23 protein-coding genes and 1 pseudogene are annotated in these 24,801 nt (G+C 75.7%); 11 read left to right on the plus strand and 13 right to left on the minus strand.

What is annotated here, in order from left to right:
- Window positions 1-2 precede the first annotated feature (2 nt).
- Entirely contained in the window at window positions 3-1,070 is a 1,068-nt protein-coding gene (locus ACWGB8_RS01385; protein WP_452209069.1) for an RNA ligase (ATP), read from the minus strand.
- A gap of 370 nt (window positions 1,071-1,440) precedes the next feature.
- On the opposite strand from ACWGB8_RS01385, the gene modA reads away from it, so the two are divergent.
- Genes modA through ACWGB8_RS01400 form a run of 3 tightly spaced genes read left to right on the plus strand, consistent with a single transcriptional unit; the run spans window position 1,441 to window position 4,192 of the window.
- On the plus strand, window positions 1,441-2,274 hold the full coding sequence (gene modA, locus ACWGB8_RS01390; protein ID WP_452209071.1) for a molybdate ABC transporter substrate-binding protein: 834 nt from the start codon (window positions 1,441-1,443) through the stop codon (window positions 2,272-2,274).
- Window positions 2,271-3,125 (plus strand): ABC transporter permease, encoded by an 855-nt coding sequence (locus ACWGB8_RS01395; RefSeq protein ID WP_452209073.1) that lies wholly within the window; start codon window positions 2,271-2,273, stop codon window positions 3,123-3,125. Before modA ends, ACWGB8_RS01395 begins: the two co-directional genes overlap by 4 nt.
- Before the next feature lie 14 nt (window positions 3,126-3,139).
- Window positions 3,140-4,192 (plus strand): ABC transporter ATP-binding protein, encoded by a 1,053-nt coding sequence (locus tag ACWGB8_RS01400; protein ID WP_452209075.1) that lies wholly within the window; start codon window positions 3,140-3,142, stop codon window positions 4,190-4,192.
- A 56-nt stretch (window positions 4,193-4,248) separates the two neighbouring features.
- Here ACWGB8_RS01400 and ACWGB8_RS01405 read toward each other — a convergent pair whose 3' ends face one another.
- Window positions 4,249-4,935, minus strand: coding sequence for a response regulator (locus ACWGB8_RS01405; RefSeq protein WP_452209378.1), 687 nt, complete (start codon window positions 4,933-4,935; stop codon window positions 4,249-4,251).
- A complete protein-coding gene (locus tag ACWGB8_RS01410; RefSeq protein WP_452209077.1) occupies window positions 4,929-6,149 on the minus strand; it encodes a sensor histidine kinase in 1,221 nt (406 codons plus the stop codon). Before ACWGB8_RS01410 ends, ACWGB8_RS01405 begins: the two co-directional genes overlap by 7 nt.
- Window positions 6,150-6,325: 176 nt before the next feature.
- Between ACWGB8_RS01410 and ACWGB8_RS01415 the strand changes: the two genes are divergently transcribed.
- Together ACWGB8_RS01415 and ACWGB8_RS01420 are read left to right on the plus strand one after the other, a co-directional pair.
- Window positions 6,326-7,288: an ABC transporter ATP-binding protein gene (locus ACWGB8_RS01415; RefSeq protein WP_452209079.1), complete on the plus strand. Its 963-nt coding sequence runs from the start codon at window positions 6,326-6,328 to the stop codon at window positions 7,286-7,288.
- Complete coding sequence (locus ACWGB8_RS01420; RefSeq protein WP_452209081.1) at window positions 7,285-8,088, plus strand: ABC transporter permease; 804 nt, start codon at window positions 7,285-7,287, stop codon at window positions 8,086-8,088. The genes ACWGB8_RS01415 and ACWGB8_RS01420 overlap by 4 nt, the downstream gene beginning before the upstream one ends.
- On the opposite strand, the gene ACWGB8_RS01425 is transcribed toward ACWGB8_RS01420, so the two are convergent.
- The 3 genes from ACWGB8_RS01425 to ACWGB8_RS01435 all read right to left on the minus strand — a co-directional run bounded on the left by ACWGB8_RS01425 (window position 8,081) and on the right by ACWGB8_RS01435 (window position 10,503).
- Window positions 8,081-8,890 carry an aminoacyl-tRNA hydrolase gene (locus tag ACWGB8_RS01425; RefSeq protein ID WP_452209083.1) on the minus strand — a complete coding sequence of 270 codons (810 nt, stop codon included), beginning with the start codon at window positions 8,888-8,890 and terminating at the stop codon, window positions 8,081-8,083. The two genes, ACWGB8_RS01420 and ACWGB8_RS01425, sit on opposite strands and share 8 nt — an antisense overlap.
- 79 nt (window positions 8,891-8,969) lie before the next feature.
- Window positions 8,970-9,476: a hypothetical protein gene (locus ACWGB8_RS01430; protein WP_452209085.1), complete on the minus strand. Its 507-nt coding sequence runs from the start codon at window positions 9,474-9,476 to the stop codon at window positions 8,970-8,972.
- A gap of 94 nt (window positions 9,477-9,570) precedes the next feature.
- Complete coding sequence (locus ACWGB8_RS01435; RefSeq protein ID WP_452209086.1) at window positions 9,571-10,503, minus strand: hypothetical protein; 933 nt, start codon at window positions 10,501-10,503, stop codon at window positions 9,571-9,573.
- Window positions 10,504-10,677: 174 nt separating this feature from the next.
- On the opposite strand from ACWGB8_RS01435, the gene ACWGB8_RS01440 reads away from it, so the two are divergent.
- A complete protein-coding gene (locus ACWGB8_RS01440) occupies window positions 10,678-11,049 on the plus strand; it encodes a YbjQ family protein (RefSeq protein WP_452209088.1) in 372 nt (123 codons plus the stop codon).
- A gap of 155 nt (window positions 11,050-11,204) precedes the next feature.
- Complete coding sequence (locus ACWGB8_RS01445) at window positions 11,205-12,332, plus strand: NAD(P)-binding domain-containing protein (protein WP_452209090.1); 1,128 nt, start codon at window positions 11,205-11,207, stop codon at window positions 12,330-12,332.
- Window positions 12,333-12,369: 37 nt separating this feature from the next.
- On the opposite strand, the gene paaE is transcribed toward ACWGB8_RS01445, so the two are convergent.
- The 6 genes from paaE to ACWGB8_RS01475 form a co-directional block, all read right to left on the minus strand.
- On the minus strand, window positions 12,370-13,572 hold the full coding sequence (paaE, locus tag ACWGB8_RS01450) for a 1,2-phenylacetyl-CoA epoxidase subunit PaaE (RefSeq protein WP_452209091.1): 1,203 nt from the start codon (window positions 13,570-13,572) through the stop codon (window positions 12,370-12,372).
- The gene (gene paaD, locus ACWGB8_RS01455; RefSeq protein ID WP_452209380.1) at window positions 13,573-14,040 is read right to left on the minus strand and encodes a 1,2-phenylacetyl-CoA epoxidase subunit PaaD; all 468 of its coding nucleotides are present in this window, start codon (window positions 14,038-14,040) and stop codon (window positions 13,573-13,575) included.
- Between the two features lie 59 nt (window positions 14,041-14,099).
- Window positions 14,100-14,984: a 1,2-phenylacetyl-CoA epoxidase subunit PaaC gene (paaC, locus tag ACWGB8_RS01460; RefSeq protein ID WP_452209093.1), complete on the minus strand. Its 885-nt coding sequence runs from the start codon at window positions 14,982-14,984 to the stop codon at window positions 14,100-14,102.
- Window positions 14,985-14,999: 15 nt separating this feature from the next.
- Window positions 15,000-15,302 (minus strand): 1,2-phenylacetyl-CoA epoxidase subunit PaaB, encoded by a 303-nt coding sequence (gene paaB / locus ACWGB8_RS01465; RefSeq protein WP_452209095.1) that lies wholly within the window; start codon window positions 15,300-15,302, stop codon window positions 15,000-15,002.
- The gene (gene paaA, locus ACWGB8_RS01470) at window positions 15,299-16,336 is read right to left on the minus strand and encodes a 1,2-phenylacetyl-CoA epoxidase subunit PaaA (RefSeq protein ID WP_452209382.1); all 1,038 of its coding nucleotides are present in this window, start codon (window positions 16,334-16,336) and stop codon (window positions 15,299-15,301) included. The genes paaB and paaA overlap by 4 nt, the downstream gene beginning before the upstream one ends.
- Before the next feature lie 339 nt (window positions 16,337-16,675).
- Window positions 16,676-18,184, minus strand: coding sequence for a M20 family metallopeptidase (locus ACWGB8_RS01475; protein WP_452209097.1), 1,509 nt, complete (start codon window positions 18,182-18,184; stop codon window positions 16,676-16,678).
- A 956-nt stretch (window positions 18,185-19,140) separates the two neighbouring features.
- On the opposite strand from ACWGB8_RS01475, the gene ACWGB8_RS01480 reads away from it, so the two are divergent.
- The 4 genes from ACWGB8_RS01480 to ACWGB8_RS01495 all read left to right on the plus strand — a co-directional run bounded on the left by ACWGB8_RS01480 (window position 19,141) and on the right by ACWGB8_RS01495 (window position 23,448).
- Window positions 19,141-20,178 carry an aldo/keto reductase gene (locus tag ACWGB8_RS01480; RefSeq protein WP_452209099.1) on the plus strand — a complete coding sequence of 346 codons (1,038 nt, stop codon included), beginning with the start codon at window positions 19,141-19,143 and terminating at the stop codon, window positions 20,176-20,178.
- Between the two features lie 161 nt (window positions 20,179-20,339).
- Window positions 20,340-20,927, plus strand: a complete 588-nt coding sequence (locus tag ACWGB8_RS01485) for a TetR family transcriptional regulator (RefSeq protein WP_452209101.1) — start codon at window positions 20,340-20,342, stop codon at window positions 20,925-20,927.
- A gap of 159 nt (window positions 20,928-21,086) precedes the next feature.
- The gene (locus tag ACWGB8_RS01490) at window positions 21,087-22,091 is read left to right on the plus strand and encodes an ADP-ribosylglycohydrolase family protein (RefSeq protein ID WP_452209103.1); all 1,005 of its coding nucleotides are present in this window, start codon (window positions 21,087-21,089) and stop codon (window positions 22,089-22,091) included.
- A gap of 118 nt (window positions 22,092-22,209) precedes the next feature.
- Window positions 22,210-23,448, plus strand: coding sequence for a glycosyltransferase (locus ACWGB8_RS01495; protein WP_452209105.1), 1,239 nt, complete (start codon window positions 22,210-22,212; stop codon window positions 23,446-23,448).
- Between the two features lie 74 nt (window positions 23,449-23,522).
- Here the strand turns inward: ACWGB8_RS01495 and ACWGB8_RS01500 are convergent.
- Window positions 23,523-24,776 (minus strand): annotated as a pseudogene (locus tag ACWGB8_RS01500) (NCS1 family nucleobase:cation symporter-1); the annotation flags it as partial.
- Window positions 24,777-24,801 lie beyond the last annotated feature (25 nt).

Here is a 24,801-nt window from a genome sequence, read left to right on the forward strand (position 1 = left end):
GATCACTCGTACTCGGTGCCGCCCTTGCGGGTCAGGTAGGCGTCGCCGACCACCTTGGCGATGGCCCGGCCGCCGACCACCGGGCTGTACCGCTCGGCCACCGGTCGGACCACCACACCCTCGCGGATGTGCAGTTCGCGACCGGAGACGGTCTCCCGGCCCTGGGCCAGCACCAGGACGGTCCCCGCGTCGAACGGCCCGCGCCACAGCTCCGGCACCACCGGCAGCTCGCCGTCGAGCAGTTCGGCGGCCGGCAGCCAGCGCAGCTGCCCGTCCACCACCGCGGACACGTCGAAGGCCGCGTAGCCGGGCAGTTCGGCGCGCCCGGAGGCGCCGTAGGTGAGGTCCTGCACCCCCGCGCCGAAGACCTCCCCGAAGATGCCGACCCGCTCGGCGCCCAGCCGCTCGGCCAGCCGCGCGGCGACCTCGGGGATGCCGTGCGCCCGCACCGCCCGCCAGTACAGGTTGCGCTCCTCCTCCACCAGCGCCAGGCCCTGGGCGCCGATCCCCTTCGAGGAGACCTGCACCTGCCCGGTGGCGGCGTGGTAGGTGACCAGGCAGCAGCTGCCGTGCAGCTTCTCGGTCAGCACCACCGGCTCGCCGGGCTCGAAGACGTCCGGGTAGCGCTTGAGGTTCTCGATGTCGACCCAGGGCAGCAGGTCGGGCGCGCGCTCCACCTCGCCGTTCATCGAGGTCGGGATCGGCGGCTGCCACTTGGTGACGCCCAGCAGTTCGGCGAAGTCCTCGCCGCTGCCGGCCGCGGCGGCCAGGTCGACGCCGGCCAGCGCGCTCGGCCGGCAGACGATGCCCTGGGACAGCTCGCCGCGCAGCCGTACCGCGCGGACCCGGTCGGACCTGCTGCCGGCGAGCTTCCCGGTCAGGCCCAGCTCCTCGATCAGCGGCGCGGGCAGCACCGCCTGCTCGGGTATGTAGACGGCGTGGTCGCCGGTGCGGAAGGCGCCCTTGGCGACGACGGCCCGGTAGAGGCCGACCTGCGCCAGCTCCAGGGCGTCGGCGTTCGGATGCTCCAGGACGGTCAGCTGTTCGACGGTGACGCGCAGTGTGGACATGGACGTGACTCCTCCCCCGTGGGCGACCCGTTCGCCCGGACCCGGATCACTCTGACGGGAGGGCAGGCCCCCGGGCCAGGGATTTTCCACCCCCGGGGCCCCCGCAGCCGGCCCGCACCACGGCTGCGGGGCCGCCGTACGGAACCGCCGCGGGCCGCCGCACGGGCGGCTGCCGGACCGCCGACCGCCGGCCGGTGGTCCCCCGTTCGGGCCATCCCACAGCCGCCGACCGGAACTCCCACCCGGCGATCTGTGCGATAGGACAGGCGTTCAATCCCTTGCATATGCGGCACTATGATCGCCGTAGCGGCCGTACCTGCGGCCCACCGCCTTCGCGCCCCGCCCGGCGCTCCAGCAGGGGAGCACGCAGATGATCCGGCCCGCCCACACCCGCAGACTCGCCGTCGCCGCCGCAGCGGCCCTCGCCCTCAGCCTCGGGGTCACCGCCTGCGGCAGCGACGGCGGCACCGCCACCGGCAGCGGGGCGACCGGGGGCTCCACCAACGCCGCGGCGAACAGCGCGGCCGTCTCCGGCAACATCACCGTGTTCGCCGCGGCCTCCCTCAAGGAGACCTTCACCGAGCTCGGCAAGAAGTTCGAGGCCGCCAACCCCGGTGCCAAGGTGACGTTCAACTTCGGCGGCAGCTCCGCCCTCGCCGCCGGCATCAACAACGGCGCCCCCGCGGACGTCTTCGCCGCCGCCAGCCCCGCCACCATGAAGACCGTCACCGACGCGGGCGGCGCGAGCGGCGAGCCGAGGACCTTCGTCCGGAACACGCTCACCATCGCCGTCCCCAAGGGCAACCCGCGGAAGATCACCGGCCTCAGGGACCTCACCGCCTCCGGCGTCAAGGTCGCGCTCTGCGCCAAGCAGGTGCCGTGCGGCGCCGCCGCCGAGACCGCCCTCAAGGCCGCCGGCGTCGACCTGAAGCCGGTCACCCTGGAGCAGGACGTCAAGGGCGCGCTCACCAAGGTCGAACTCGGCGAGGTCGACGCCTCGCTGGTGTACCGGACCGATGTGAAGGCCGATGCTGCGAAGATCGACGGCGTGGACTTCCCCGAGGCCGCCCAGGCCGTCAACGACTACCCGGTCGCCGCGCTCGCCAAGGCGCCCAACAAGAGCGGCGCCGCCGCCTTCGCCGCCTACGTGCAGTCACCCGAGGCCAAGCAGGTGCTCACCGAGGCGGGCTTCCAGGCGCCGTGACCGAACGCACCACCGCTCCGCAGCCCGGGCCAGCAGCAGCGCCACCGCAGCCCGCCCGGCACCGGAAGCACAGCCGCCGCCCCCCGGTGGCGCTGCTGCTCCCGGCGCTGCTCGGGCTGGCCTTCCTGATCCTGCCGCTGGTCGGACTGCTCGTCCGGGCGCCCTGGAGCAGCATGGGCGAGCAGCTGACCAGTCCGGAGGTCTGGGAGGCGCTGCGGCTCTCGCTGGTCTCCGCCACGGCCGCCACCGGGCTGTCCCTGCTGTTCGGGGTGCCGCTGGCCTGGCTGCTGGCGCGCACCGAGTTCCCGGGGCGCCGGCTCGTCCGGGCCCTGGTCACCCTGCCGCTGGTGCTGCCGCCGGTCGTCGGCGGGGTCGCCCTGCTGCTCGTCCTCGGCCGGCGCGGCATCGTCGGGCAGTGGCTGGACTCGGCGTTCGGGATCACCCTGCCCTTCCACACCTCGGGCGTGGTGGTGGCGGAGGCGTTCGTCGCGATGCCGTTCCTGGTGATCAGCGTCGAGGGCGCCCTGCGCGCCGCCGACCCCCGCTACGAGGAGGCCGCCGCCACCCTCGGCGCCTCCCGGCTGACCGCCTTCCGCCGGGTCACCCTGCCGCTGATCGCCCCCGGCATCGGCGCCGGGGCGGTGCTCGCCTGGGCCCGGGCACTCGGCGAGTTCGGCGCGACCATCACCTTCGCCGGCAACTTCCCCGGCGAGACCCAGACCATGCCGCTGGCCGTCTACCTCGCCATGGAGTCCGAACCGGAGGCGGCGATCGCCCTCAGCCTCGTCCTGCTGCTGGTCTCCGTGGCCGTGCTGGTCGGCCTGCGGGACCGCTGGATGTCGACGCCGTGAGGACGGACCGAACCATGACCCTCGACGCCCACCTGCGGGTCGACCGCGGCTCCTTCGGCCTCGACCTCACGCTGACCGCCGCCCCCGGCGAGGTGGTCGCGCTGCTCGGCCCCAACGGCGCCGGGAAGTCCACCGCGCTGCGCGCCCTCGCCGGGCTGCTGCCGCTCGGCGCCGGCCACCTGCGGCTCGACGGCCGCACGCTGGAGGACCCGCGGCAGCGCGTGCACACCCCCGCCGAAGCCCGCCCGGTCGGCGTGGTCTTCCAGGACTACCTGCTCTTCCCGCACCTCAGCGCGCTCGACAACGTCGCGTTCGGGCCGCGCTGCCAGGGCCGTTCCAAGCGCGAGGCCCGCGCCGAGGCGGCCCGCTGGCTGGAGCGGATGGACCTCGCCGCCCACGCCGACGCCCGGCCCGGCCGGCTCTCCGGCGGCCAGGCCCAGCGGGTCGCGCTCGCCCGGGCGCTCGCCGTCCGCCCCCGGCTGCTGCTGCTCGACGAGCCGCTGGCCGCCCTGGACGCCCGCACCCGGCTCGACGTCCGCTCGCAACTGCGGCGCCACCTGGCGGAGTTCGAGGCCGTCGCGGTGCTGGTGACGCACGACCCGCTGGACGCCATGGTGCTGGCCGACCGCCTGGTCGTCATCGAGCAGGGCCGCGAGGTGCAGTCCGGCAGCCCCGCCGAGATCGCCCGCCACCCGCGGACCGACTACATCGCCCGCCTCGTCGGCCTCAACCTCTACCAGGGCGTCGCGGACGGCCACCGGGTCACCCTGCCGGACGGCCCGGTGCTCACCACCGACGAGGAGCTGACCGGGCCCGCCTTCGTCGCCTTCCCGCCCTCGGCGGTGACCCTCCACCGGGGGCGGCCGGAGTCCAGCGCGCGGAACGTGTGGGAGCTGCGGGTCGCCGGGCTGGAACTGCACGGCGACCAGATCCGTGCCGACCTGGCCGGTGAACTCCCGATGGCCGCCGACCTCACCCCGGCCGCCGCCGCCGAACTCGACCTCGCCACCGGCACCACCGTCTGGGCCGCGGTCAAGGCGGCCCAGACCCACGCCTACCCGGCGTAGCGCCGGGCCCACGGGGTCCCGGGCTCGCGCTGCCCGAGCTCCCCGGCGGGCGCCGGTCAGGAGTCGGCGGGCTCCACGAAGCCCGACTCGTAGGCGGCGATCACGGCCTGAGTCCGGTCGCGGGCACCCAGCTTGCCGAGCACGCTGCTCACGTGCGTCTTCACCGTCTGCACCCCGAGGTACAGCTGCTCGGCGATCTCCCCGTTCGCCAGCCCGCGCGCCATCAGCCGCAGCACCTCGGCCTCGCGCTCGGTCAGCCCGGCGCGGGCCATCGCCGCCCGGGCCGCCGAGTTGCCCCGCCCCGCGGCCAGCCGGCGGATCGCGACCGGGAACAGCAGCGACTCCCCGGCCGCCGCCAGCCGTACCGCGTGGACGATCTCGGCGGGGCGGGTCCGCTTGAGCAGGAAGCCGTCGGCCCCGGCCCGCAGGGCCTGGTAGACGTAGTCGTCGTTCTCGAAGGTGGTGACCACCAGGATCCGCGGCGGCTGCGGCGGGGGGCTGCCGGCGGGACCGGCCGGCAGGGTGGCCGCCAGGATCGCACGGGTGGCCGCCAGGCCGTCCAGTTCGGGCATCCGGACGTCCATCAGCACCACGTGCGGGCGCAGTTCGCGCGCCAGCGCCACCGCCTCGCGGCCGTCCGCCGCCTCGCCGACCACCCGGAGGTCGCCCTGCGCCTCCAGCACGGCCCGCAGCCCGTAGCGGACCAGTTCCTCGTCGTCGGCCAGCAGTACGTCGATCATGATCCCAAGCGTAGGGGCAACCGGACGGCCAGCACCCACTCCCCCGACTCGGCCCCGGCCGCCGCCTCGCCGCCCAGCAGGACGGCCCGTTCGCGGATCCCGCGCAGCCCCTTGCCGCCCCGCCGCGGCGAACTCCGCTGCGGTCCCCGGCCGGGCGCGGCGGCCGGGCCGACGGCATTGGCGCAGCGCAGCTCCAGGCCACCGTCCCGCAGGCCGATCCGGACCGCGATCGGCGCGCCCGGCGCGTACTTGAGGGCGTTGGTCACCGCCTCCTGGACGATCCGGTACGACTCCCGCGACAGCACCCCCGGCAGCGCGTCCGGCGGGACGTCGACCCGCGCCTCGACCGGGCTGCCGGCCGCCCGCGCGGTCGCGAACAGGCCCGGGAGCCGGTCGATCCCGGGCCGCTCGACCGCCGCGGCGTCCGGGGTGTCGCGCAGCAGGACGAGGGTCCGCTCCAGGTCGTCCATCGCCCGGCGGCCGGTCTCCTCGATGACTTCGAGCGCCTTCGCCGTGAACCCCGGATCTCCGACCTCGCGCGCCGCGCCCGCCTGCAGCACCGTCACCGTCAGCGCGTGGCCGATGGAGTCGTGCAGCTCGCGGGCCAACAGGTTGCGCTCCAGCAGCCGTTCGGCCCGCAGCTCGGCCTCGGCCAGCCGCTCGGCCGGGGACGGACCCAGCAGCCCTACCGCCATGGCCAGTTGCAGCCGACCCGCCCAGACCAGCAGCCAGCCGTAGCCGAACAGCAGCACCGGTACGAGCAGCGGGTACCAGGACGGTCCGTCCAACCGCGGCAGGCGCAGGCCGAACGGCGCCGGCTCGGCCACGGCCACCAGCTCGGCGAGGGCGCCGACCAGCAGCACGCCGGCCGTCCCGACGGCCGTCCCGAGCGCCACCCGGCCGACCAGCCAGGCCGCGGTCCGCCAGCGGTCGGAACCGCTGCGCGCGGGCTCGGCGGCGATGTCCTGCTCGCGCTCCGGCACCAGCAGCAACCGCGCCTGCACCCCCTCGGCGCGGCGCACCGCGGGCACCAGGGCGGCCAGGACGAGCAGCGCGGCGTCGAGCGGCACGCTCCGCACCAGGATGGCGGCCAGGTCCCGATCGGACGTCCCCGGATACACCATCAGGACGATGCCGGCGAAGACCCAGCCGACCAGCAGGTGCACCGCCCGCGCGTAGGTGGCGGCCTGCAGCAGGGGCGCAACGATCTTGGGCATGCCGTCATCCTGCCAGCCCGCTCCCGTGCCGGGCCTCCCTCCCGGGAGGGAGGCCCGTCCACCCCCCGGCGGGATCCGCCGACCGGCCCCGCTGCGGTCCGATGGGACCACCGCCGGGAACACCGGCGCCAGCACCGCCGGAGGCACCGGCGGCGACGGGACGAGGGAGGACGGCCGTGATCGAAGTACAGGGCCTCGGCAAGGAGTACGACGGCACCAGGGTGGTCGACGACCTCAGCTTCACCGTCCGCCCCGGCACGGTGACGGGCTTCCTCGGCCCCAATGGCGCCGGCAAGTCCACCACCATGCGGATGATCCTCGGCCTGGACCGGCCCACCACCGGGCGCGCCCTGGTCGACGGCCGCCCCTACGCCGAACTGACCGACCCGCTGCGCCGGGTGGGCGCCCTGCTCGACGCCCAGGCCCTGCACGGCGGACGCACCGCCCGCGGCCACCTGCGCTGGCTCGCCCACAGCAACGGCCTCGGCGACCGCCGGGTCGACGAGGTGCTCGCCCGGGTCGGCCTGGCCGACGCGGCGGACCGGCGGATCCGCGGCTTCTCGCTCGGCATGCGCCAGCGGCTCGGGGTCGCGGCCGCCCTGCTCGGCGACCCGCCGGTGCTGATGCTCGACGAACCGGTCAACGGCCTCGACCCGGAGGGCATCCGCTGGATCCGCACCCTGCTGCGCGGCCTCGCCGCCGAGGGCCGGGCGGTGCTGGTCTCCTCGCACCTGATGACCGAGACGGCGCTCACCGCCGACCACCTGGTGGTGATCGGCCGGGGCCGGCTGCTCGCCGACTCCGCGATGCCGGAGTTCCTCGACCGCCACGGCCGCACCCGGGTCCGGGTCCGCGCGGTGGACGCCGACCGGCTGGCCGCGCTGCTGCGCGACGGGGCGCACGGGCACGGCGGCGTGGAAAGCGTGGACGGGCCGGGCGGGTTGGGTGCCGGGGTGACCGCCGAACCGGTGGGCGGCGGCGCCTGGGAGGTCAGCGGCGCAACCCCCGAGCGGATCGCCGCACTGGCCGCCCGGCACCGTGTGGTGCTGTACGAAATCGCCGTCCAACAGGACTCCTTGGAGGAAGCCTTCATGCGGATGACCGCCGACAGCGTCGAGTACCGGGCGGTGGCGGCATGACCACCACGACCGCCCCCGCCACGACCACGACCGCCCGCGGCACCTCCCCCGTCGCGGCCGTCCTGCGCTCCGAGTGGACCAAGTTCACCACCCTGCGCTCGCTCTGGATCACCCCGCTGGTCGCCGCCCTGCTCACGGCCGGAATCGGCACCGCCGTCGGCGCCGCCCTCGGCGGCAAGGACGACAGCCTCACCGAGGACCCCGGCGTCGGCATCCACTACGGCCTCAACTTCGGCCAGGCGGCCCTGGTCTGCTTCGGCATCCTGCTGCTCGGCCAGGAGTTCAACACCCGCATGATCACGGTCTCGCTGACCGCCGTCCCCCGGCGCGGCCTGCTCTACGGCGGCAAGCTCGCCGTCGCGGCCCTGGTCGCGCTGGCCGCCGGGCTCGTCGGCACGGTCGGCTCCTACGCCGGCCACGCCGCCACGGCGACCGCGGCCACCGGCGCCTGGGACGCCCCCGGCTTCGTGCGCAGCGCCACCGCCGGGGTCGTGTACCCCGTGCTGCTCGTCGTGCTCTGCCTCGGCCTCACCGCGATGATCGGCAACCTCAGCGCCGCCATGGGCCTCCTGGTGCCGACGGTCTTCCTGCTGTCCCCGCTGCTCGCCGGTGTCCCCGGCGTCCGCCACGCGGTGCAGTTCCTCCCCGACCGGGCCGGCCAGTACGCGCTGCGGTACGCCGACGACCCGCAGATCGCGTACGGGCACTGGACCGGGCTGCTGATCATGGCCGGCTGGGCCGGGGCGGCGGCGTACGGGGGCCTGCGGGCGATGCGCCGGGCGGACGTGCGGCCTACCTGAGCGCCGGGTGGTCGGCCACCACCGTGCAGCTCCCCGGCGCGATCTCGGTGAACCCGGCGTCCTGCACCAGCGGGAGCCCGCTCGCCACCAGCTCGGCCCAGAGCTCCGGCGGGGCCGTCCGCACCGCCAGGGCGAAGCCGGACTCGGCCCACTCCTTGCGCCGGGTGTCGTCCAGCCGCCACCAGGCCAGCTGGGCGGCGTGCCCGGTCTGGGCCATGGTCTTGCCCGCGCTCATCCCCAGCTCCGGGTTGAGCCAGAGCACCGGGAGTCCCGGGTCGGGCGCCGCCACCGGGCCGCTCTCCTCCAGTTCCGTCCCGGAGACCTGGAGCTTGGCGAGGTCCTTGGGCCAGCCGTCCAGCGGGATCGGCGGGAAGACCCGCACCTCGGCCTCCCGTCCGGCCACCGTGATGCCCGGAAGCTCCCCGGCCCGGCGCCACTCGCCGCCGCGCGCCCGCCGGACCACCTTGCGGATGCGGGCGTCCTCCCAGGCCGCGACGCGCTCGGCCCACTCGCCGTCCGGCTCGGTGGCCCGGGGGTCGGCGAGCAGGGTGAGCACCGCCCGCGCCGAGGTCTCCAGCGCGTCGGTCCTCCCGGGCGGTGCGTCCCGCTCCATCCGGACGACCAGCGGCAGCACGTACTGTGGACGGTCGTCCCGGGTGTCCCGGGTGTCCCGGTCCTCGGCGGACGGGGCCGCGGGCTCGGCCGCACCGGCGGAGGCGACGGAGACGGAGCCGGGGACGGCGGGGACGGCGGGGGCGAACGGGTCGGACACGGCGGCGGGGCGCTCGGAGGGAGTGGTCACCCGTCAAGGATGCCAGCCCGCCGGTCCGGGCGATCAAGCCGTCCCCGGCGCCGGCCCTCACCCCGGCGGGCACCGGCCGTCACTCCCGCAGGCGGCGGCGCAGTTGCTCCACGGCCGTCCGGATGCCCGCGCTGTAGGCGTCCTCCGGCAGCGCGTCCAGGCTGTGGACCGCGCGGTCGAGCTGGTCGCGCGCCTGCTCCGGTTCGCCGAGCTTGAGGTGGTCGGAGGCCAGGTTGAGGTGGAGGGACGGGTAGAACGCGCGGACCTGGAGCGCGTCGCGGTAGGTCCGGGCGCGTTCGGCGGTGAGCGAGTCGGCGGCGGCCAGGGCGCGCCGGTCCCATTCCAGTTCGGCGCGCGGGTCGTCCTGGAGGTCGGCCAGGTAGTGCGCGAGGACGCAGCGGTGGAAGACGTCGCCGCGCTCGCCGAGCTGCTGCCAGAGCAGTTCGAAGCTGGCCCGCGCCTCGGCGGTCCGCCCGGCCTGCGCGGCCTGGACGCCTTCGAGGCCCAGCGCGAGCCGGGAGGCCACCGGGTCGTCGCCGCCCGCGGCCGTGGCGGGGGCGTCCGCGATCTCAGGCATGTCGGACATGTCCGCAGCCTAACCCCGCCCCACGCCCCGTGCCCGGCCCGTGCGGCCCTCCCCGCCCGTCCCGCCCGTCCCGCTCGCTCCGCCCCGTCCGGGCTCAGCGCCGGTAGCCGCGCTGCGGGTCCCGTTCCTCCGCGTCCTCGTAGGGGAGGAACCAGCCCTCCGGGTGGGTGGCCGCGAGAAGCAGTTCGGCGCGCTGCTCGGAGTCCAGCTCCGGATCGCCGTCCTCCGGCCCGTAGACGCCGAACAGCTCGTCGTGGCAGCCGTCCCAGTCGTAGTCGTAGAGGTCGGCGGGCAGGTCGCCCATCATGTCGGCCACCGACTCGGGCTGGGCGCCGAGCAGGGCCCGGGCGTCCACCAGGGCCATCCGCAGCCCGATCTCCTCGGCGAGGCAGCGGGGCAGCGGCCACTCGCCGAGTGCCAGGTCGTCGGCGAGGTCGTCGAAGGCCCGGGCCATCGCGCGCCGCCATCCGCGGTGCAGGCGCCAGGTGCGCTGCGGGAGGCGGCCGAAGACCGTCCAGTCGGGCTCCTCGCCGTCGGCGACCGGCTCGTCCTCGTGCTCCTCCAGGTCGTCGTACGCGGCGTCCGCGAGCCCCAGCAACTGGGCGTGGAGGAGGCAGGCGGTGCGGGGGGTGAGGGTCCAGTCGCCGGCCGCGCCGCCGCCGTCGACCTCGTCCCCGTCGAGCGGGAACAGCTCGGCGAAGTCCGGTGCGAAGTCCTCGGTCACGCTGATCTCCAGCGTGCCGCCGAGCGCCTCGACGCCCGGGATCGCGGCGACCAGGCGGTCCGGGTGGAGCAGCGCGCCGAGGGCGGCGTTGGCGTCCTCGGCCACCTCGCGCAGCAGCTCTCTGCGCTGGCCGGCCGCGTCGATGCCCTCGAACTCCATCTCCTCGACGGCCGCGACCGCGGCGGCACGCAGCGCCGGCCAGTCGCTGATCCGCAGGCCCAGCACCACTGTCGCCTCGATCTCCTGCGCGCCGGAGTGCTCCGCCGCGCCCGGCCCCTGTGGATGATCGCTCCGCTCGCTCATGGGGCTACGGTACGGCCTTTCGGGCGCCCGATCACCGGTCGGTTCCCGCCTTCCCGGACGGTCGGCCGCTCGCGCCCCGACCGCGAGCCGGTTCCCGGCCCGCGCGCGCCCGTTCCCGGCCGTTCCGGCCCCGCCTGCTCCCCCTGCCGGGCGCGGACGAGCAGGATGGGCGGTATGACGAATCTCGACGAGTTCGGCGGCGGGCAGGGCCCGAACGCCCAGGTGCTGGTAGTGACCACCAACGACATTCCGGGGTTCCGGGTCGACCACGTGATCGGCGAGGTCTTCGGCCTGACCGTGCGCAGCCGGCACATCGGCAGCCAAATCGGCGCCTCCCTGAAGTCGCTGGTCGGCGGCGAGCTGAAGGGCCTGACCAAGACCCTGGTGGAGAGCCGCAACGAGGCGATGGAGCGACTGGTCGAGCAGACCACGGCGCGCGGCGGCAATGCGGTGCTGATGATGCGCTTCGACGTCGCCGCGGCGGCGGACGTGGGCACCGAGATCTGCGCCTACGGCACGGCCGTGGTGATCTCCCCGGCCACCTGACCGGTCCCCCTCCGGCGACCCGGTGGGGTGATGGAACGACACCGCCCCGCCGGGTCTCCGTCGTCCGGCGCCCCGGGAACACACCCCGCACCCGCCGGTGTTTCACCGGTGTGACTGTTTACGGTGCAACATCCCCCGCGCAGGCGCCCGCCCCCGTGCACGAGGTCGACGTCGTGGTGATCGGCGCCGGGCAGGCGGGCCTGTCCGCCGCGTACCACCTGGGCCGGCGCGGGTTCGCCCGGTACCGGGAGGGGGTGCCCGGCGGCTTCGTGGTGCTGGACGCCGACGCCGCCCCGGGCGGGGCGTGGGCGCACCGCGCACCGTCGCTGCGGATGGCCACCGTGCACGGCTTCCACGACCTGCCGGACTTCGAACTGCCGGAAACCGACCCGCGGGCCCCGGCGCGCGAGGTCGTCCCGGGGTACTTCGCGGCGTACGAGGCCCGGCACGCGCTCCCGGTGGTGCGCCCCGTCGGCGTCCGGGCCGTGCGGTCGCTCCCCGACGGCCGGCTGCTCGTCGAGTCCGACTCCGGCAGCTGGACCGCCCGGGCGCTGATCAACGCCACCGGCACCTGGACCCGCCCGTTCCTGCCGCACTACCCGGGCCGCTTCGCCGGCCGCCAGCTGCACTACGCGGACTACCGCGGGCCGCAGGAGTTCGCGGGCAAGCGGGTCCTGGTGGTCGGCGGCGGGGCGTCGGCGGTCCAGGTGCTGTCGGAGGTCGCGGCGGTCGGCGAGACCGTCTGGGTCACCCGCACCCCGCCGGTCTTCCACGACGGCCCGTTCACGCCCGAGTACGGCCGGGCGGTGGTGGCCCAGGTGGAGGAGAGGGTCCGGCAGGGGCTGCCGGTGCGGAGCGTGGTGAGCGTGACCGGGCTCGGCCCGTCCGTCGCGTACCGGCGCGCCGAGGAGCTGGGCGCCCTGCACCGCCGGCCCGTGTTCGACCGCCTGACCGAGCACGGCGTGGCCTGGGGCGAGGGCCCGGAGGCACGGGAACTCGCGGTCGACGCGATCGTCTGGGCGACCGGCTTCCGCCCCGAGGTCGGCCACCTCGCCCCGCTGCACCTGCGCGCGCCCGGCGGCGGCATCGCCCTGACCGGCACCCGGGCCACCGCCGACCCGCGCATCCACCTGGTGGGCTACGGCCCGTCCGCGAGCACCGTCGGCGCCAACCGGGCGGGCCGGGCGGCCGTCAACGAGATCGTGAAGCTGCTCGGGTCGCCCGTCCCCCGGCCGGCCGCCGCCGACACGGCGGTCGCGGCGGTCGCGGCGGTGGCCGGGTAGCGCCCGGGGGCGCAGGAATGGGTACCGACGGCCTCCGTCAGCGGTCGTAGTCGACCGTGACCCGGTCGCTGACCGGCCGCGCCTGGCAGGTCAGGACGTAGCCGGCGGCGACCTCCTTCTCCTCCAGCGCGAAGTTGCGCCGCATCTCCACCTCGCCGTCGCAGACCAGGGCCCGGCAGGTGCCGCAGACGCCGCCCTTGCAGGCGAACGGCAGGTCGGGGCGGGAGCGCTGGGCACCGTCCAGGATGGAGCGGTCGCGCGGGAGGGACAGCGTGCTGCCCCGCCCGTCCAGGACGACGGTGACCTCGCTGAGCTCGCCGTCCTCCGCGCCGGCCTCCTCCGCGGGGCGTTCGGCGAGCGGTTCGTCCTCGGCGTGGAAGAGCTCCTGGTGCACCCGGGCGCCCGGCACGCCCAGCCCGGCCAGCAGCTCCTTCGCCCCGGTGACCATCCCGAACGGGCCGCAGAGCCACCAGTGGTCGACCGTGGCGACGTCCACCAGCGCGTCCAGCAGGGCGGCGACGCGCTCGGGGTCGAGCCGGCCGGAGAGCAGCTCGGCGTCGCGGGTCTCCCGGGAGAGCACGTGCACCAGCTGGAAGCGGCCGAGGTAGCGGTCCTTCAGGTCGGCCAGCTCGTCGGCAAACATCACCGTGTCGCTGCGCCGGTTGCCGTAGAGCAGGGTCACCGTCGAGGTGCGGTCGGCGGCCAGCACGGAGGCGACGATGGAGAGCATCGGGGTGATGCCGGAGCCGGCCGCGAGCAGCACGTGCTCCTCGCCGGTGCCCAGTTCGGGGGTGAACAGGCCGGTGGGGGTGAGCACCTCCAGCTCGTCCCCGGGCCGGGCCTCGCGCACCAGCCGGCGCGAGAAGAGCCCGCCCGGCACCTCGCGCACCGCGATCCGCAGCGGACCGCCGACGGGGGCGCAGATCGAGTACGAGCGGCGCTCGTCGGCCCCGTCCAGCACCTGGCGCAGGGCCAGGGTCTGGCCGGGCCGGAACGCGTACGCCTCGGACAGCTCCGCGGGCACCTCGAAGCTCACCGCGACGGCGTCCTCGCAGAGCCGCTCGATGTCGGCGATCCGCAGGTGGTGGAAGGAGGGGCGGCGGGTGCTGCCGGTGGCTGCGGGAGCCGCGGCGGGGGCCCCGGCGGCGGTCCCGGCGGTCCCGCCTGCCTGGGCTGCCTCGGCTGCCTGGGCCGGCTCGGCTGTCGCGGCCGACTCGGCGGAGAGGGGGGCGGCGGCCATTCAGATCTCCTTGACGCGTTCGAAGGGCTCCCGGCAGCTGCGGCAGCGCCACAGCGCCTTGCAGGCGGTCGAGCCGAAGCGGGACAGCTCCTCGGTGTCGGTGCCGCCGCACTGCGGGCAGGACACCGCGGCACCGCCGGCCAGGCGGGTCGGACCGAGCCGGAGCAGCACCCCGGCACCGGGTCCGCCCGCCGCACCGGCCGCACCGGCCGGCCCCGGCGGGGCGATCCCGGCCTCGGAGAGCTTGCGCCGGCCCTCCTCGCTGATCAGGTCGGTGGACCACGGCGGATCCAGCCGCAGCCGGACCCGGACGTCCCGGTAGCCGGCCGCGCGCAGCCGCCGGTCCACGTCCGCGGCCATCTCGGCGACCGCCGGACAGCCCGAGTAGGTGGGGGTGAGCCAGGCCGTGACGGTGTCGCCGTCCGCCTCGACCCCGGCGAGCACGCCCAGGTCGGCCAGGGTCAGCATCGGCAGCTCCGGGTCGGGGACGGCCGACGCCACCTCCCAGGCGTCCGCGCGCACGGCGGTCACCACGTCGCCCCCGGGTGCGCCCGGGCCACCACCTGGAACTCGGCCAGCATCAGGCCGAGCGCCTCGGTGTGCACGCCGTCCCGTCCGGACCGGCCGCCGACCGCGGCCAGCGGCGCCGCCGCCGGCACCGTCAGCCCGGCCTCGGCCAGCACCGCCGCGATCGAGTCCAGCACCGGTCCGCGCAGCGCAGCCGGGTCGGCGCCCAGCCGCAGCTCCGCCGGGTGGGCGGTGAACAGCTCCTCCAGCAGCGGCCACACCGCGTCCAGCCCGGCCTGCATCCGCTCCGCCGAGTACGGCGTGCCGTCGCCCAGCCGCAGCGTCCAGGCGGTCGCGTACTCCTGGTGGTAGGCGAGCTCCTTGGCGCCCCGGGCGGCGACCGCCGCCAGCACCGGATCGGCGTGCCCGGCCAGCGCCTCGTACAGCGCCCGGCGGGCGGTGGCGAACAGCAGCAGGCGGGCGATCGTGTGGCCGAAGTCCCCGTTGGGCAGCTCCACCAGCCGGATGTTGCGGAACTCGTGGTCCTCGCGCCAGTACGCGAAGTCGTCCTCGCTGCGTCCGCTGCCGTCCGCCTGGCCGGCCCGGGTGAGCAGCTGGCGGGCCTGGCCGAGCAGGTCGAGGCCGAGGTTGGCCAGCGCGACCTCCTCCTCCAGCTCCGGCGCCAGGGTGCACCACTCGATCAGCCGCTGGGCGAGGACCAGCGCGTCGTCGCCCAGCATCAGGCAGTACGCGGCGAGGTCGGCGCCGTCCAGGCCCTCGGGCACGGTGGTGTCCACGCCGAGCAGCGGGTCGGCGAAGCCCGTCCCGTACGCCCAGCGGCCCTCGCCCTCAGGTCCGGGCTCGGCCTCGCTGAGGGTGAGGTAGACGTGGTCGTCGTCGGTCATCTCAGGTGCTCCCCGTCAGATGTGCGGGACATCCTCGGGGATGTCGTAGAAGGTCGGGTGGCGGTAGACCTTGTCGCCGCTGGGGGCGAAGAACGGGTCCTGCTCGTCCGGCGTGGAGGCGGTGATCGCGTCCGAGCGGACCACCCAGAGGCTGACGCCCTCGTTGCGGCGGGTGTACAGGTCGCGGGCGGCGAGCAGCGCCATCCGGTCGTCGGAGGCGTGCAGCGAACCGACGTGCACGTGGTTCAGGCCCCGCCGGGGGCGCACGAACACCTCGTACAGCGGCCAGCCGACCCGGGACTCGCGGGGCTCACTCATCGGTCGTTCTCCTCTGCTGCTTCCGCCGTTGCCGGGGCTGCTTCCGGCGTCGCCGGGGTGGTGGCCGCCGCTGCTTCCGCGCGGCGCTTCGCCGCGTACGCCGTGGCCGCCTCGCGCACCCAGGCACCGTCCTCGTGGGCGGTGCGGCGGCGCTCGACGCGCTGCGCGTTGCACGGGCCCTGGCCGTGGATCACCCGGGTCAGCTCGGCCCAGTCGGGCTCGCCGAAGTCCCAGCCGCCGCGCTCCTCGTTCCAGCTCAGCTCGGGGTCGGGGAGGGTGACGCCGAGGTGCTGCGCCTGCGGGACGGTCATGTCGACGAAGCGCTGGCGCAGCTCGTCGTTGGTGTGCCGCTTGATCCGCCAGGCCATCGAGCGGGCGGTGTTCGGGGAGTCCCCGTCGGAGGGGCCGAACATCATCAGCGACGGCCACCACCAGCGGTCCACCGCGTCCTGCACCATCCGCCGCTGGCCCTCGGTGCCGCGCATCAGCGTCATCAGCAGCTCGTAGCCCTGGCGCTGGTGGAACGACTCCTCCTTGCACACCCGCACCATCGCGCGGGCGTACGGGCCGTAGCTGCAGCGGCAGAGCGGCACCTGGTTGCAGATCGCCGCGCCGTCGACCAGCCAGCCGATGACGCCGACGTCGGCGAAGGTGAGCGTCGGGTAGTTGAAGATCGAGGAGTACTTCTGCCGCCCGGAGATCAGCTTCTCGGTCAGCTCGGCGCGGTCGACGCCCAGCGTCTCGGCGGCGGCGTAGAGGTAGAGCCCGTGGCCGGCCTCGTCCTGGGCCTTGGCCAGCAGGATCGCCTTGCGGCGCAGGGACGGCGCGCGGGTGAGCCAGTTGCCCTCGGGCTGCATGCCGATGATCTCGGAGTGCGCGTGCTGGGCGATCTGGCGGATCAGGGTGGCCCGGTAGGCCTCCGGCATCCAGTCCCGGGGCTCGATCCGCTGCTCGGCGGCGATCACCGCCTCGAAACGGGCCTCGTCGGCCTCCCGGTCCGCTGCGTGGCCGTCCTCCGGTGTCCGTTCGGCCACCACTTCTGCTGTCACCACGGCTCCCCTCTGGGCATCCGGTCCGCCTCCCGACTGACCGTTCGGTCGGTTCCATTGTGCGCGGTGGGACGGTGCGCTGACAAGCGTCGGCGCCGGGGCGCCTGGGCGGGGGCCGCGGAGCGGGGTGCGGGGGCGGGCGTGGGGGCCGGGGCCGGTGGGGGCCGGGGCCGGTGGGGGCCGGGGCCGGTGGGGGCCGGGGCCGCGGTGGGGGTGGGGGCGGGGTGGGGCCGGGCGACGGATCGGGTGGGGGGCCGGGCGGCGGGCGGTGGACGGAGGCGATGCGGGGGCGGGCCGTGGTCGGCGGCCCGCCCCCGGCGGGGCTCAGCCCTCCGTACGGTCGCGCAGGCTCGGCAGCGGCACGGCGAGGAGCGCCGCCAGCAGGGCGATCCGGGGTGCGAGCTGGTCGATCCGGATGTGCTCGTGGCGGGCATGCGCGCCCGCACCGACCGCGCCGAAGCCGTCCAGCGTCGGCAGCCCGCGCGAACCCGGCAGATTGGTGTCCCCCGCCCCGCCCGCCGGAGCACCGTCCAACTGCTGACCGAGCACCGCCGCCAGCCCGCGGACGTGCCGCAGCAGCGGGTTGGCCGACCGCTCCTGCCACGCCGGACGGCTGGACAGCACCTCGGTGCGCACCCGGGCCCCCGGCCGCAGCGCGGTCAACCGGGCCAGGCCGTCGAGCGTGCGGCGCTGCGCGTCGGCGGTGGCGAAGCGCAGGCCGAGTTCAGCCTCTGCGCGGCCGGCGATCACATTGGCCCGGGTGCCGCCGCTGATCCGGCCCGCGTTGAGTTCCGTGCCGGGGTGACCGGCCAGCCCGCGCACGGCGACCAGCTGGTCGACGAGTTCGTCCACGGCCGAGACGCCCTCGGCGGCGTCGTTGCCGGCATGGGCCTCGCGCCCGGTCACGGTGAGCCGCACCCGGGTACTGCCCCGGCGGGCGGTCTTGAGCCGGCCGTCGGGGTGCGGCGGCTCCAGCCCCAGGACGGCCGCGGCCCCGCGCAGTTGGCGCTCGACCAGACGGCGGCCGTCCGGGCTGCCGACCTCCTCGTCGGAGACCACGACCAGCCGGACGGTCCGGTGCGGGCGCTGACCCAGGTCGGCGAGGAGCGCGAACGCGCCCTCCAGCACGGCGAGTCCGCCCTTCATGTCGACCACGCCGGGCCCGCTGAGGGTGCCGTCCTGCTCGGTCACCGGCCAGTCGGCGAGCGTGCCGGCCGGCCAGACGGTGTCGTGGTGGCCGACCACGAGCAGGTGCGGGAGGCGCTCGTCATGGCCGTCCCACTGCAGCACCAGGTGGTCGCCGGCCGGGCCGGCCTCGCGGCGGGCGGTGGCCCCGGTGGCACGGAAGCCCGCAGCCAACTCCTCGGCCAGGGCGTCGAGTCGGGGGGCGTCACCGCTCGGGGACTCCATCCGGGCCAGGTCGGCGCAACGCCGCCGGACGGCACCGGCGAGGGTGCGGGCGCGGGCGCTCAGGGCACGGGGCACGCCGGGCAGCGCGGCGGTGGGGGCCTGCGCGGCGGCTCGCGTAGCGGCGGGGTGTGCCGCGGCCGTGGCGGTGACCGGGGTGGTGGCTGCCGTGGCGCCGGCCTGCACGGCGGTGGTGGCCGTGGCGGTGGCTGCGGTGGTGGCCGTAACGATGGCGGCGGGCGCCTGCACAGCTGCGGGGGTGGCGGCTTGTGAGGTGGCGGACCGGGCGGCAGCGGCCTGGGGGGCAGCGGCGGTCGGCGCGGGGACTGCTTCGGCGGAGGGTTCGGCCCCGGTGGCGAGGACGGCGTCGGAGGCGGGTGCACGGTCCGGGGTGGGGGCGGAGCGCCGGACCGTCTGCGGACTCAAAGCTCGCCCCCACGGCCGCCATCGGTACTCGACGGGGCCGGCGGGACCGCGGTCGCGGCTGCGTCGCCGAACCCGTCGGCCCGCCACCTCCCGAACGGCCCCGCTGGCCCAAGTGCGCTGGAACGGCTGGGCGGCATGCCTGGCATTGCGTCCTCCTCGCTCGATCCGGTGACCCCGGTCGGCCCGGAGCCCCCGTGGACGGCGGCTTCGTGGCGGCGGGCGCAGCGCCTGCACCACCGCACGGAAGCCGAGATGTGAGCCTAGAAGAACCGTTCGGTTTCCTGCGAGGTGGCCCTGTTCCCAACGTGCCGGGGGCCGGGCCCGCTCCGCACGTCCGCCCGAGAACGTCGGCAGGCGCACGGCAGGTGGGCCCGGATCGGCCCGCGAGCGCGGTCGCCGGATCGCGCCCATCTCCACCATGGACCTCGCGCCCCGGTTCGGCAGCGCAAAGCGCCAAGGCGCGGCATTTCCACGCCGGATGGGTGACAGCGGTTCAGCATGCGGTACGCCGCCGCCCGTCCCGAGCCGCGTCGGCAATCCGCCGCGAGGCCCCAACTGGCCGTGCGCATGCCCGAGATCGGCGGCGCGGGCGGACGGGACGCACCCCGGCCGACCGGCGACGGTTCGCGAACGGCCGGACGCGGAGGGCGGCGGGCGCGCGCAGGGCCGGACGCGGACGAACGGCCGACGGACGAGCGACGGACGAGCGATGACGGATGCGCGCTGACGGGTGACAGATGACGGACGGCGATCGGCGGCGAGCAGTCGACGGATGACGTTCCGCAGATGACCGATGACAGAGGGCAGCATTGGACTTTCGGGTGGCGAATGACAGATGACGGATGACAGATATTGAAATCTGTCATCCGTCATGCCATAGTTGAAATCGGTCAGCCGTCATCGGTCGACCCACATCGGCCCGCTGTCGGCCCGCCCCCTGATCCCAGGAGCCCCGCATGTACTCCGCCACCGAGCGAACCCCGCAGACCTCCCCCCGCGTCGCCGCCCGCACCCTCGGTACGAACGGCCTCACCACCTCCACCCTCGGCCTCGGCTGCATGGGCATGTCCGACCTCTACGGCCCCGCCGACGAGGCCGAGAGCATCGCGACGATCCGCGCCGCCCTCGACGCCGGCGTCACCCTGCTCGACACCGGCGACTTCTACGGGATGGGCCACAACGAACTGCTGATCCGGGAGGCCCTGCGCGGCCGCGACCGCGAGTCCGTCCAGATCAGCGTGAAGTTCGGCGCCCAGCGCGGCCCGGACGGCCAGTGGCTCGGCTACGACGCGAGCCCGGCCGCCACCAAGACCGCCCTGGCGTACACCCTGCGCCGGCTGGGCACCGACCACGTCGACGTCTACCGCCCGGCCCGCCTCGACCCGGCGGTCCCGATCGAGGAGACCGTGGGCGCCATCGCCGAACTGGTCGAGGCCGGCCACGTCCGCCACATCGGCCTCTCCGAGGTCGGCGCCGACACCCTGCGCCGGGCCGCCGCCGTACACCCGATCAGCGACCTGCAGATCGAGTACTCGCTGCTGTCCCGCTCCGCCGAGGCCGGCATCCTGCCGGTCGCCCGCGAGCTGGGCATCGGCGTCACCGCCTACGGGGTGCTGTCGCGCGGCCTGCTCAGTGGCCACTGGCGCAGCGACCGCGCACTGGCCGGCACCGACTTCCGCGGCCACAGCCCCCGCTTCCAGGGCGACAACCTGGAGCACAACCTCCGCCTGGTCGAGGCGCTGCGCGCGGTCGCGGCCGAGCAGGACGCCACGGTGGCCCAGGTGGCGACCGCCTGGGTGGCCTCGCGCGGCGGGGACGTCGTGCCGCTGGTCGGTGCCCGCCGCCGCGACCGGCTGGCCGAGTCGCTCGGTGCGCTCGACCTGAGGCTCACCGCGTCCGAGCTGGCCGCCGTCGAGGCCGCCGTACCGTCCGGGTCGGCCGCCGGGGAGCGGTACGCTGCCGCTCAGATGGCCATGCTCGACAGCGAGCGGTGACCGCACCGGGGCTCCCCCCGGGGGTCCCCGTGCGCGGCCGGGTCCCGGGCCGTCCGCCGCTGCGCTCCGCGCCGGAGCGCCGCCATCCGACCGCCCGATCCAGCCGCCGCACCGGTCGTCAGCCCGACGGCCGCCGCACCACCCGTAAGGACGACCTCGCCGTGACGACGGACAGCACTCTCACTCCCGAGCAGATCCTGACCGCGGCGGAGGACGTCCTGCGGCGGTTCGGGCCGACCAAGGCCACCGTGGTGGACATCGCCCGCACCCTGGGCGTCAGCCACGGCAGCGTGTACCGGCACTTCCCCAGCAAGGCGGCGCTGCGCGAGGCCGTCACCCAGCGCTGGCTGGACCAGGCGCACCACAGCCTGTCGTCGATCGCCAACGAGCCCGGCCCGGCCGTGGAGCGGCTGCACCGCTGGCTGCTGACGCTGTTCGCGGCCAAGCGGAAGAAGGCGCTGGACGACCCGGAGCTGTTCGCCACCTACATGGCGCTGATCCCGGAGACCAGCCGCACCGTCGAGGCGCACCTCACCACGCTGGTCTCCCAGATCGGCCACATCGTCCAGGACGGCATCCACAACGGCGAGTTCCGGCCCGTCCACGTCGGCACGGTCTCCCGGGCGGTCTTCGAGGCGACCGCGCACTACCACGACCCGGCGCACGCCGCCGAGTGGGCCGACCCCAAGGCGGAGGAGCACTTCGAGGCACTCTGGAACCTGCTGCTGCGCGGCCTGCGCGCCGGCTGAGCCGCCCACCCGGGCTGGGCAGCCACCGGGCTGGGCCGCACCGCACCCGCACCCGCCGGCCCCGCCGCCGCCCCCGCTGAACCGCCGCGAAAACCGATCGCCACCGCCGCACACCACCGGACAGACTGGCGCGCACCGTTGATCCCCTCGGAGGAAGACATGCGCGCCACCGCCCACGCCCTCGGCAGCCCGCCCCCGGCCTGTCTGGACAGCCTGCACGGCCTGGCGCTCGGCGATGCCTTCGGCGACCGCTGGTTCTCCGTCCCCCTGGACGAGGCGCCCTCGGCCCTGGCCGCCCGCCTCCCCCGCCGCTCCCCCTGGCACTGGACCGACGACACCGCGATGGCCCTGGTCCTGGTCGAGCATCTGACCCGCCGCGGCGAGGTCGTGCCGGACGAGTTGGCCCGCGGGTTCGCCGCCGCGTACACCGCGGAGTACAACCGCAAGTACGGGCCCTCGATGCGCCGCGTGCTGCGCTCGATCCAGCAGGGTGCCGACTGGCGGACGGTGACGGCCGAGCAGTTCGGCGGGCAGGGTTCGCACGGCAACGGTGCGGCGATGCGGGTCGCGCCGCTCGGGGCCTGGTTCGCCGACGACCTCGGCGCCGTGGCCCGGCAGGCCGAACTCCAGGCGCGTACCACGCACTTCCATCCGGAGGCGACGGCCGGCGCGGTCGCGGTCGCGCTGGCGGCGGCGCTCGCCGTCCGCAGCCGCGGCGAATCCGCCCCGGACCGGGCCGAGTTGCTGACGGAGGTGGCCGGCCGACTGCCGGACAGCGAGGTGCGCTCCGGGCTGCGGATCGCGGCCGGCTTCCCGGCGGGCACCTCCGTCCGGCATGCGGCGGCGGTCCTCGGCTCGGGTGGGGGCCTGTCCGCACCGGACACCGTGCCGTTCGCCCTGTGGTCGGCCGCCGGGCACCCGGACTCACTGCCCGAAGCGCTCTGGCACACCCTGGAGGGCTGGGGCGACCGGGACACCACCTGTGCGATCGCCGCCGGGGTGGTCGCCGCCCGGACCGGTCTCGCCGCAGTGCCAGAGGCGTGGCTGGCCGCCCGGGAACCGCTCCCCGCCTGGGCCGGACCGCCGGTCCCGCCGGCCACCCCGGCCGCCCCCGACATCCCGGCCGACCTCGACGTCCCGGCCGACCCCGACGCCACCACCTGAGTCCCCTGCCCCCGATCGCGACCGCCCCAGGCATCGGGGACGCCGGGGCACCCGGACGCCGTCGGGCGGCGGGCGCGGCGCCCTCCCCGTCCGCCGCCCGCGCCGGAATACTGGCCCCATGCGCATCCTCATCGCGACCGCCGGCTCCCGCGGCGACGTGGCGCCGTTCACCGGTCTCGGCGTCCGCCTGCGGGAGGCCGGCCACCAGGTCGCGGTGGCCACCCACGCGGGTTTCGCCGAGTCCGTCCGGGCCGCGGGTCTGGAGTTCCGGCCGCTCCCGGTGGCCCCGCGCACCGAACTCGCCTCGGCCCGGGGCCAGCGCCTCCTGCAGGACGGTCCCGGGCCGCTCGCGCTGCTCGAACTCCTGCGGCTGGGGCGGGCGTTCATGCCCGCGCTGGGCGACGGGATCGCGGACGCGGCCGAGCGCGGGGCCGACGTCCTGCTGACCACCAGCACCACCACCGCGCTGGGGCAGGTCGCGGCCGAGGCCGCCGGCATCCCCTGCCTCGGCCTCTACCTCCAACCGCTGGCGCCGACACGCGAGTTCGCGCCCGCCGTGACGGGCACCCGCTCGCTCGGCCGGACCGGCAACCTGCTCGCCGGACGCGCGGTGCAGGGCGTGACGGATCGCCTGTTCGCCCCGGCGGTGCGCAGGTTGCGGCGCCGACTGGGCCTGCCGCAGCGCAGCATCGGCCGCCTGCGCCGCCACCAGCCGCTGCTGCACGGCTTCTCGCCGCTGGTGGTTCCGCGCCCCGCCGACTGGCACCCCGACCACACCGTCACCGGCTACTGGTGGCCCCGCCGGGAGCCGGGGTGGCAACCGCCGTCCCGGCTGGCCGAGTTCCTCGCCGCCGGGCCGCCGCCGGTGTTCGTCGGCTTCGGCAGTCTGGTGGTCCCGGATCCGCAGCGCCTCACGGTGACGGTGCTCGCCGCGGTGCGGGCGGCGGGCCTGCGGGCGGTCGTGCAGTCCGGCTGGAGCGGTCTCGCGGCGCCGCAGGACGACGACGTCCTCACGGTGGGGGACGTCCCGCACGACTGGCTGCTGCCCCGCACGGCGGTCGCCGTGCACCACGCGGGGGCGGGCACCACGGCGGCCGCGCTCCGGGCGGGGATCCCGTCCGTCCCGGTGCCGGGCCAGCTCGACGCACCGTTCTGGGCCGCCCGGGTCGCGGCGCTGGGGGTCTCGCCGGGGCCGGTCCCGCTGGCCGCGCTGACCGCCGGGCGGCTGGCCGAGGCGCTCCACCGGGCGGTGTCCGAGCCCCGGTACCGCGCCCGGGCCCGGACGGTGGCCGCCGCGCTGGCCACCGAGGACGGTCCGGCCGCCGTCCTCACCGCCCTCGACCGCCTGGCCCGCTGAACCGCTGAACCGCTGGACCGCTGAACCGCCGCCACCGCCCCGCGCGCCGGCCCACACACACGCCACCCGCCCGGTCAGGACACCCGGCCGCGGCTCCGCAGGCCGAGCACGGTGTACAGCAGCAGGGCCGAGCCGAAGCCCACCGCCCACCCGTAGTCGGCGAGCGGCCGCAGGAACGGCACGAGTCCGTCCACCGGGAACGGGCCGGCCTTGGCCCCGTCGGCGTCGACGGTGGAGTGCGAGCCGCCGACGGCGAGCACCCCGCCGACGCCGAAGGCCGCCAGGGCCCGCCAGTTCCAGCCTGCGCGGTACCAGTAGCGGCCGGAGCCGGGTGTGTAGAGCTCGGCCAGGTGGAGTTCGGTGCGGCGCAGGATCCAGTAGTCCGCGATGAGGATGCCGGCGACGGTGCCGAGCAGGCCGCCGACCAGTCCGAGCCAGGTGAAGATGTACATCTGCGGGCTGGAGAGCAGCTTCCACGGGAGGATCGCGATGCCGACCACGCCCGTGACGAGCGCCCCGCGCCGGAAGTCGATGTGCTTCGGCGCGAGGTTGGCGAGGTCGTACGCGGGGGAGACGACGTTGGCGGCGATGTTCACCGAGAGGGTGGCGATCAGCACGGTGATCAGTGCGAAGAGGATGCCGGGCACGCTGTCGATCTTCGCGGTGAGCTCGATCGGATCCCAGATCGCCCGGCCGTAGACGGCCTCCGAGCCCGAGGTGACGAGCACCGAGAGCACGGCGAAGAGGGTCATGGTGGTGGGCAGGCCCAGCGTCTGGCCGAGTGCCTGGGCGCGCTGGCTGCCGCCGAAGCGGGTGAAGTCGGGGATGTTGAGGCTCAGTGTGGCCCAGAAGCCGATCATGCCCATCAGGCCGGGGAAGAAGACCTTCCAGAAGTCCGGCCCCCAGCCGAGTCGGGAGGGCTGGGAGAGCAGGGTGCCGAACCCTCCCGCCTTGGCCGCGATCCAGACCAGCAGGATCACCGCGCCGACGATGACGAACGGCGCGGCCCAGTTCTCGACCTTGCGCAGGGTGTCCATGCCCCGGTGGATGATGGCGATCTGCAGGGCCCAGAACAGCAGGAAGGAGAGCCAGAGCGTCCACGGGTGGCCGCCGAACTCCGCTGCCGTGCGCCAGGATTCGCCGAGCAGCCGGCCGGCCAGCAGGAAGATCCCGGAGCCGCCGATCCAGGTCTGGATGCCGAACCAGGCGCAGGCGACGGCGGCCCGGATCAGCGCCGGGAGGTTGGCGCCGCGCAGGCCGAAGGAGGCCCGGGCGAACACCGGGAACGGGATGCCGTACTTCGTGCCGGCGTGCCCGCTCGACAACATACCTAAAGAGCAAACTCCCCCGAGG

This window comes from Kitasatospora sp. NPDC054939, from assembly GCF_053610105.1.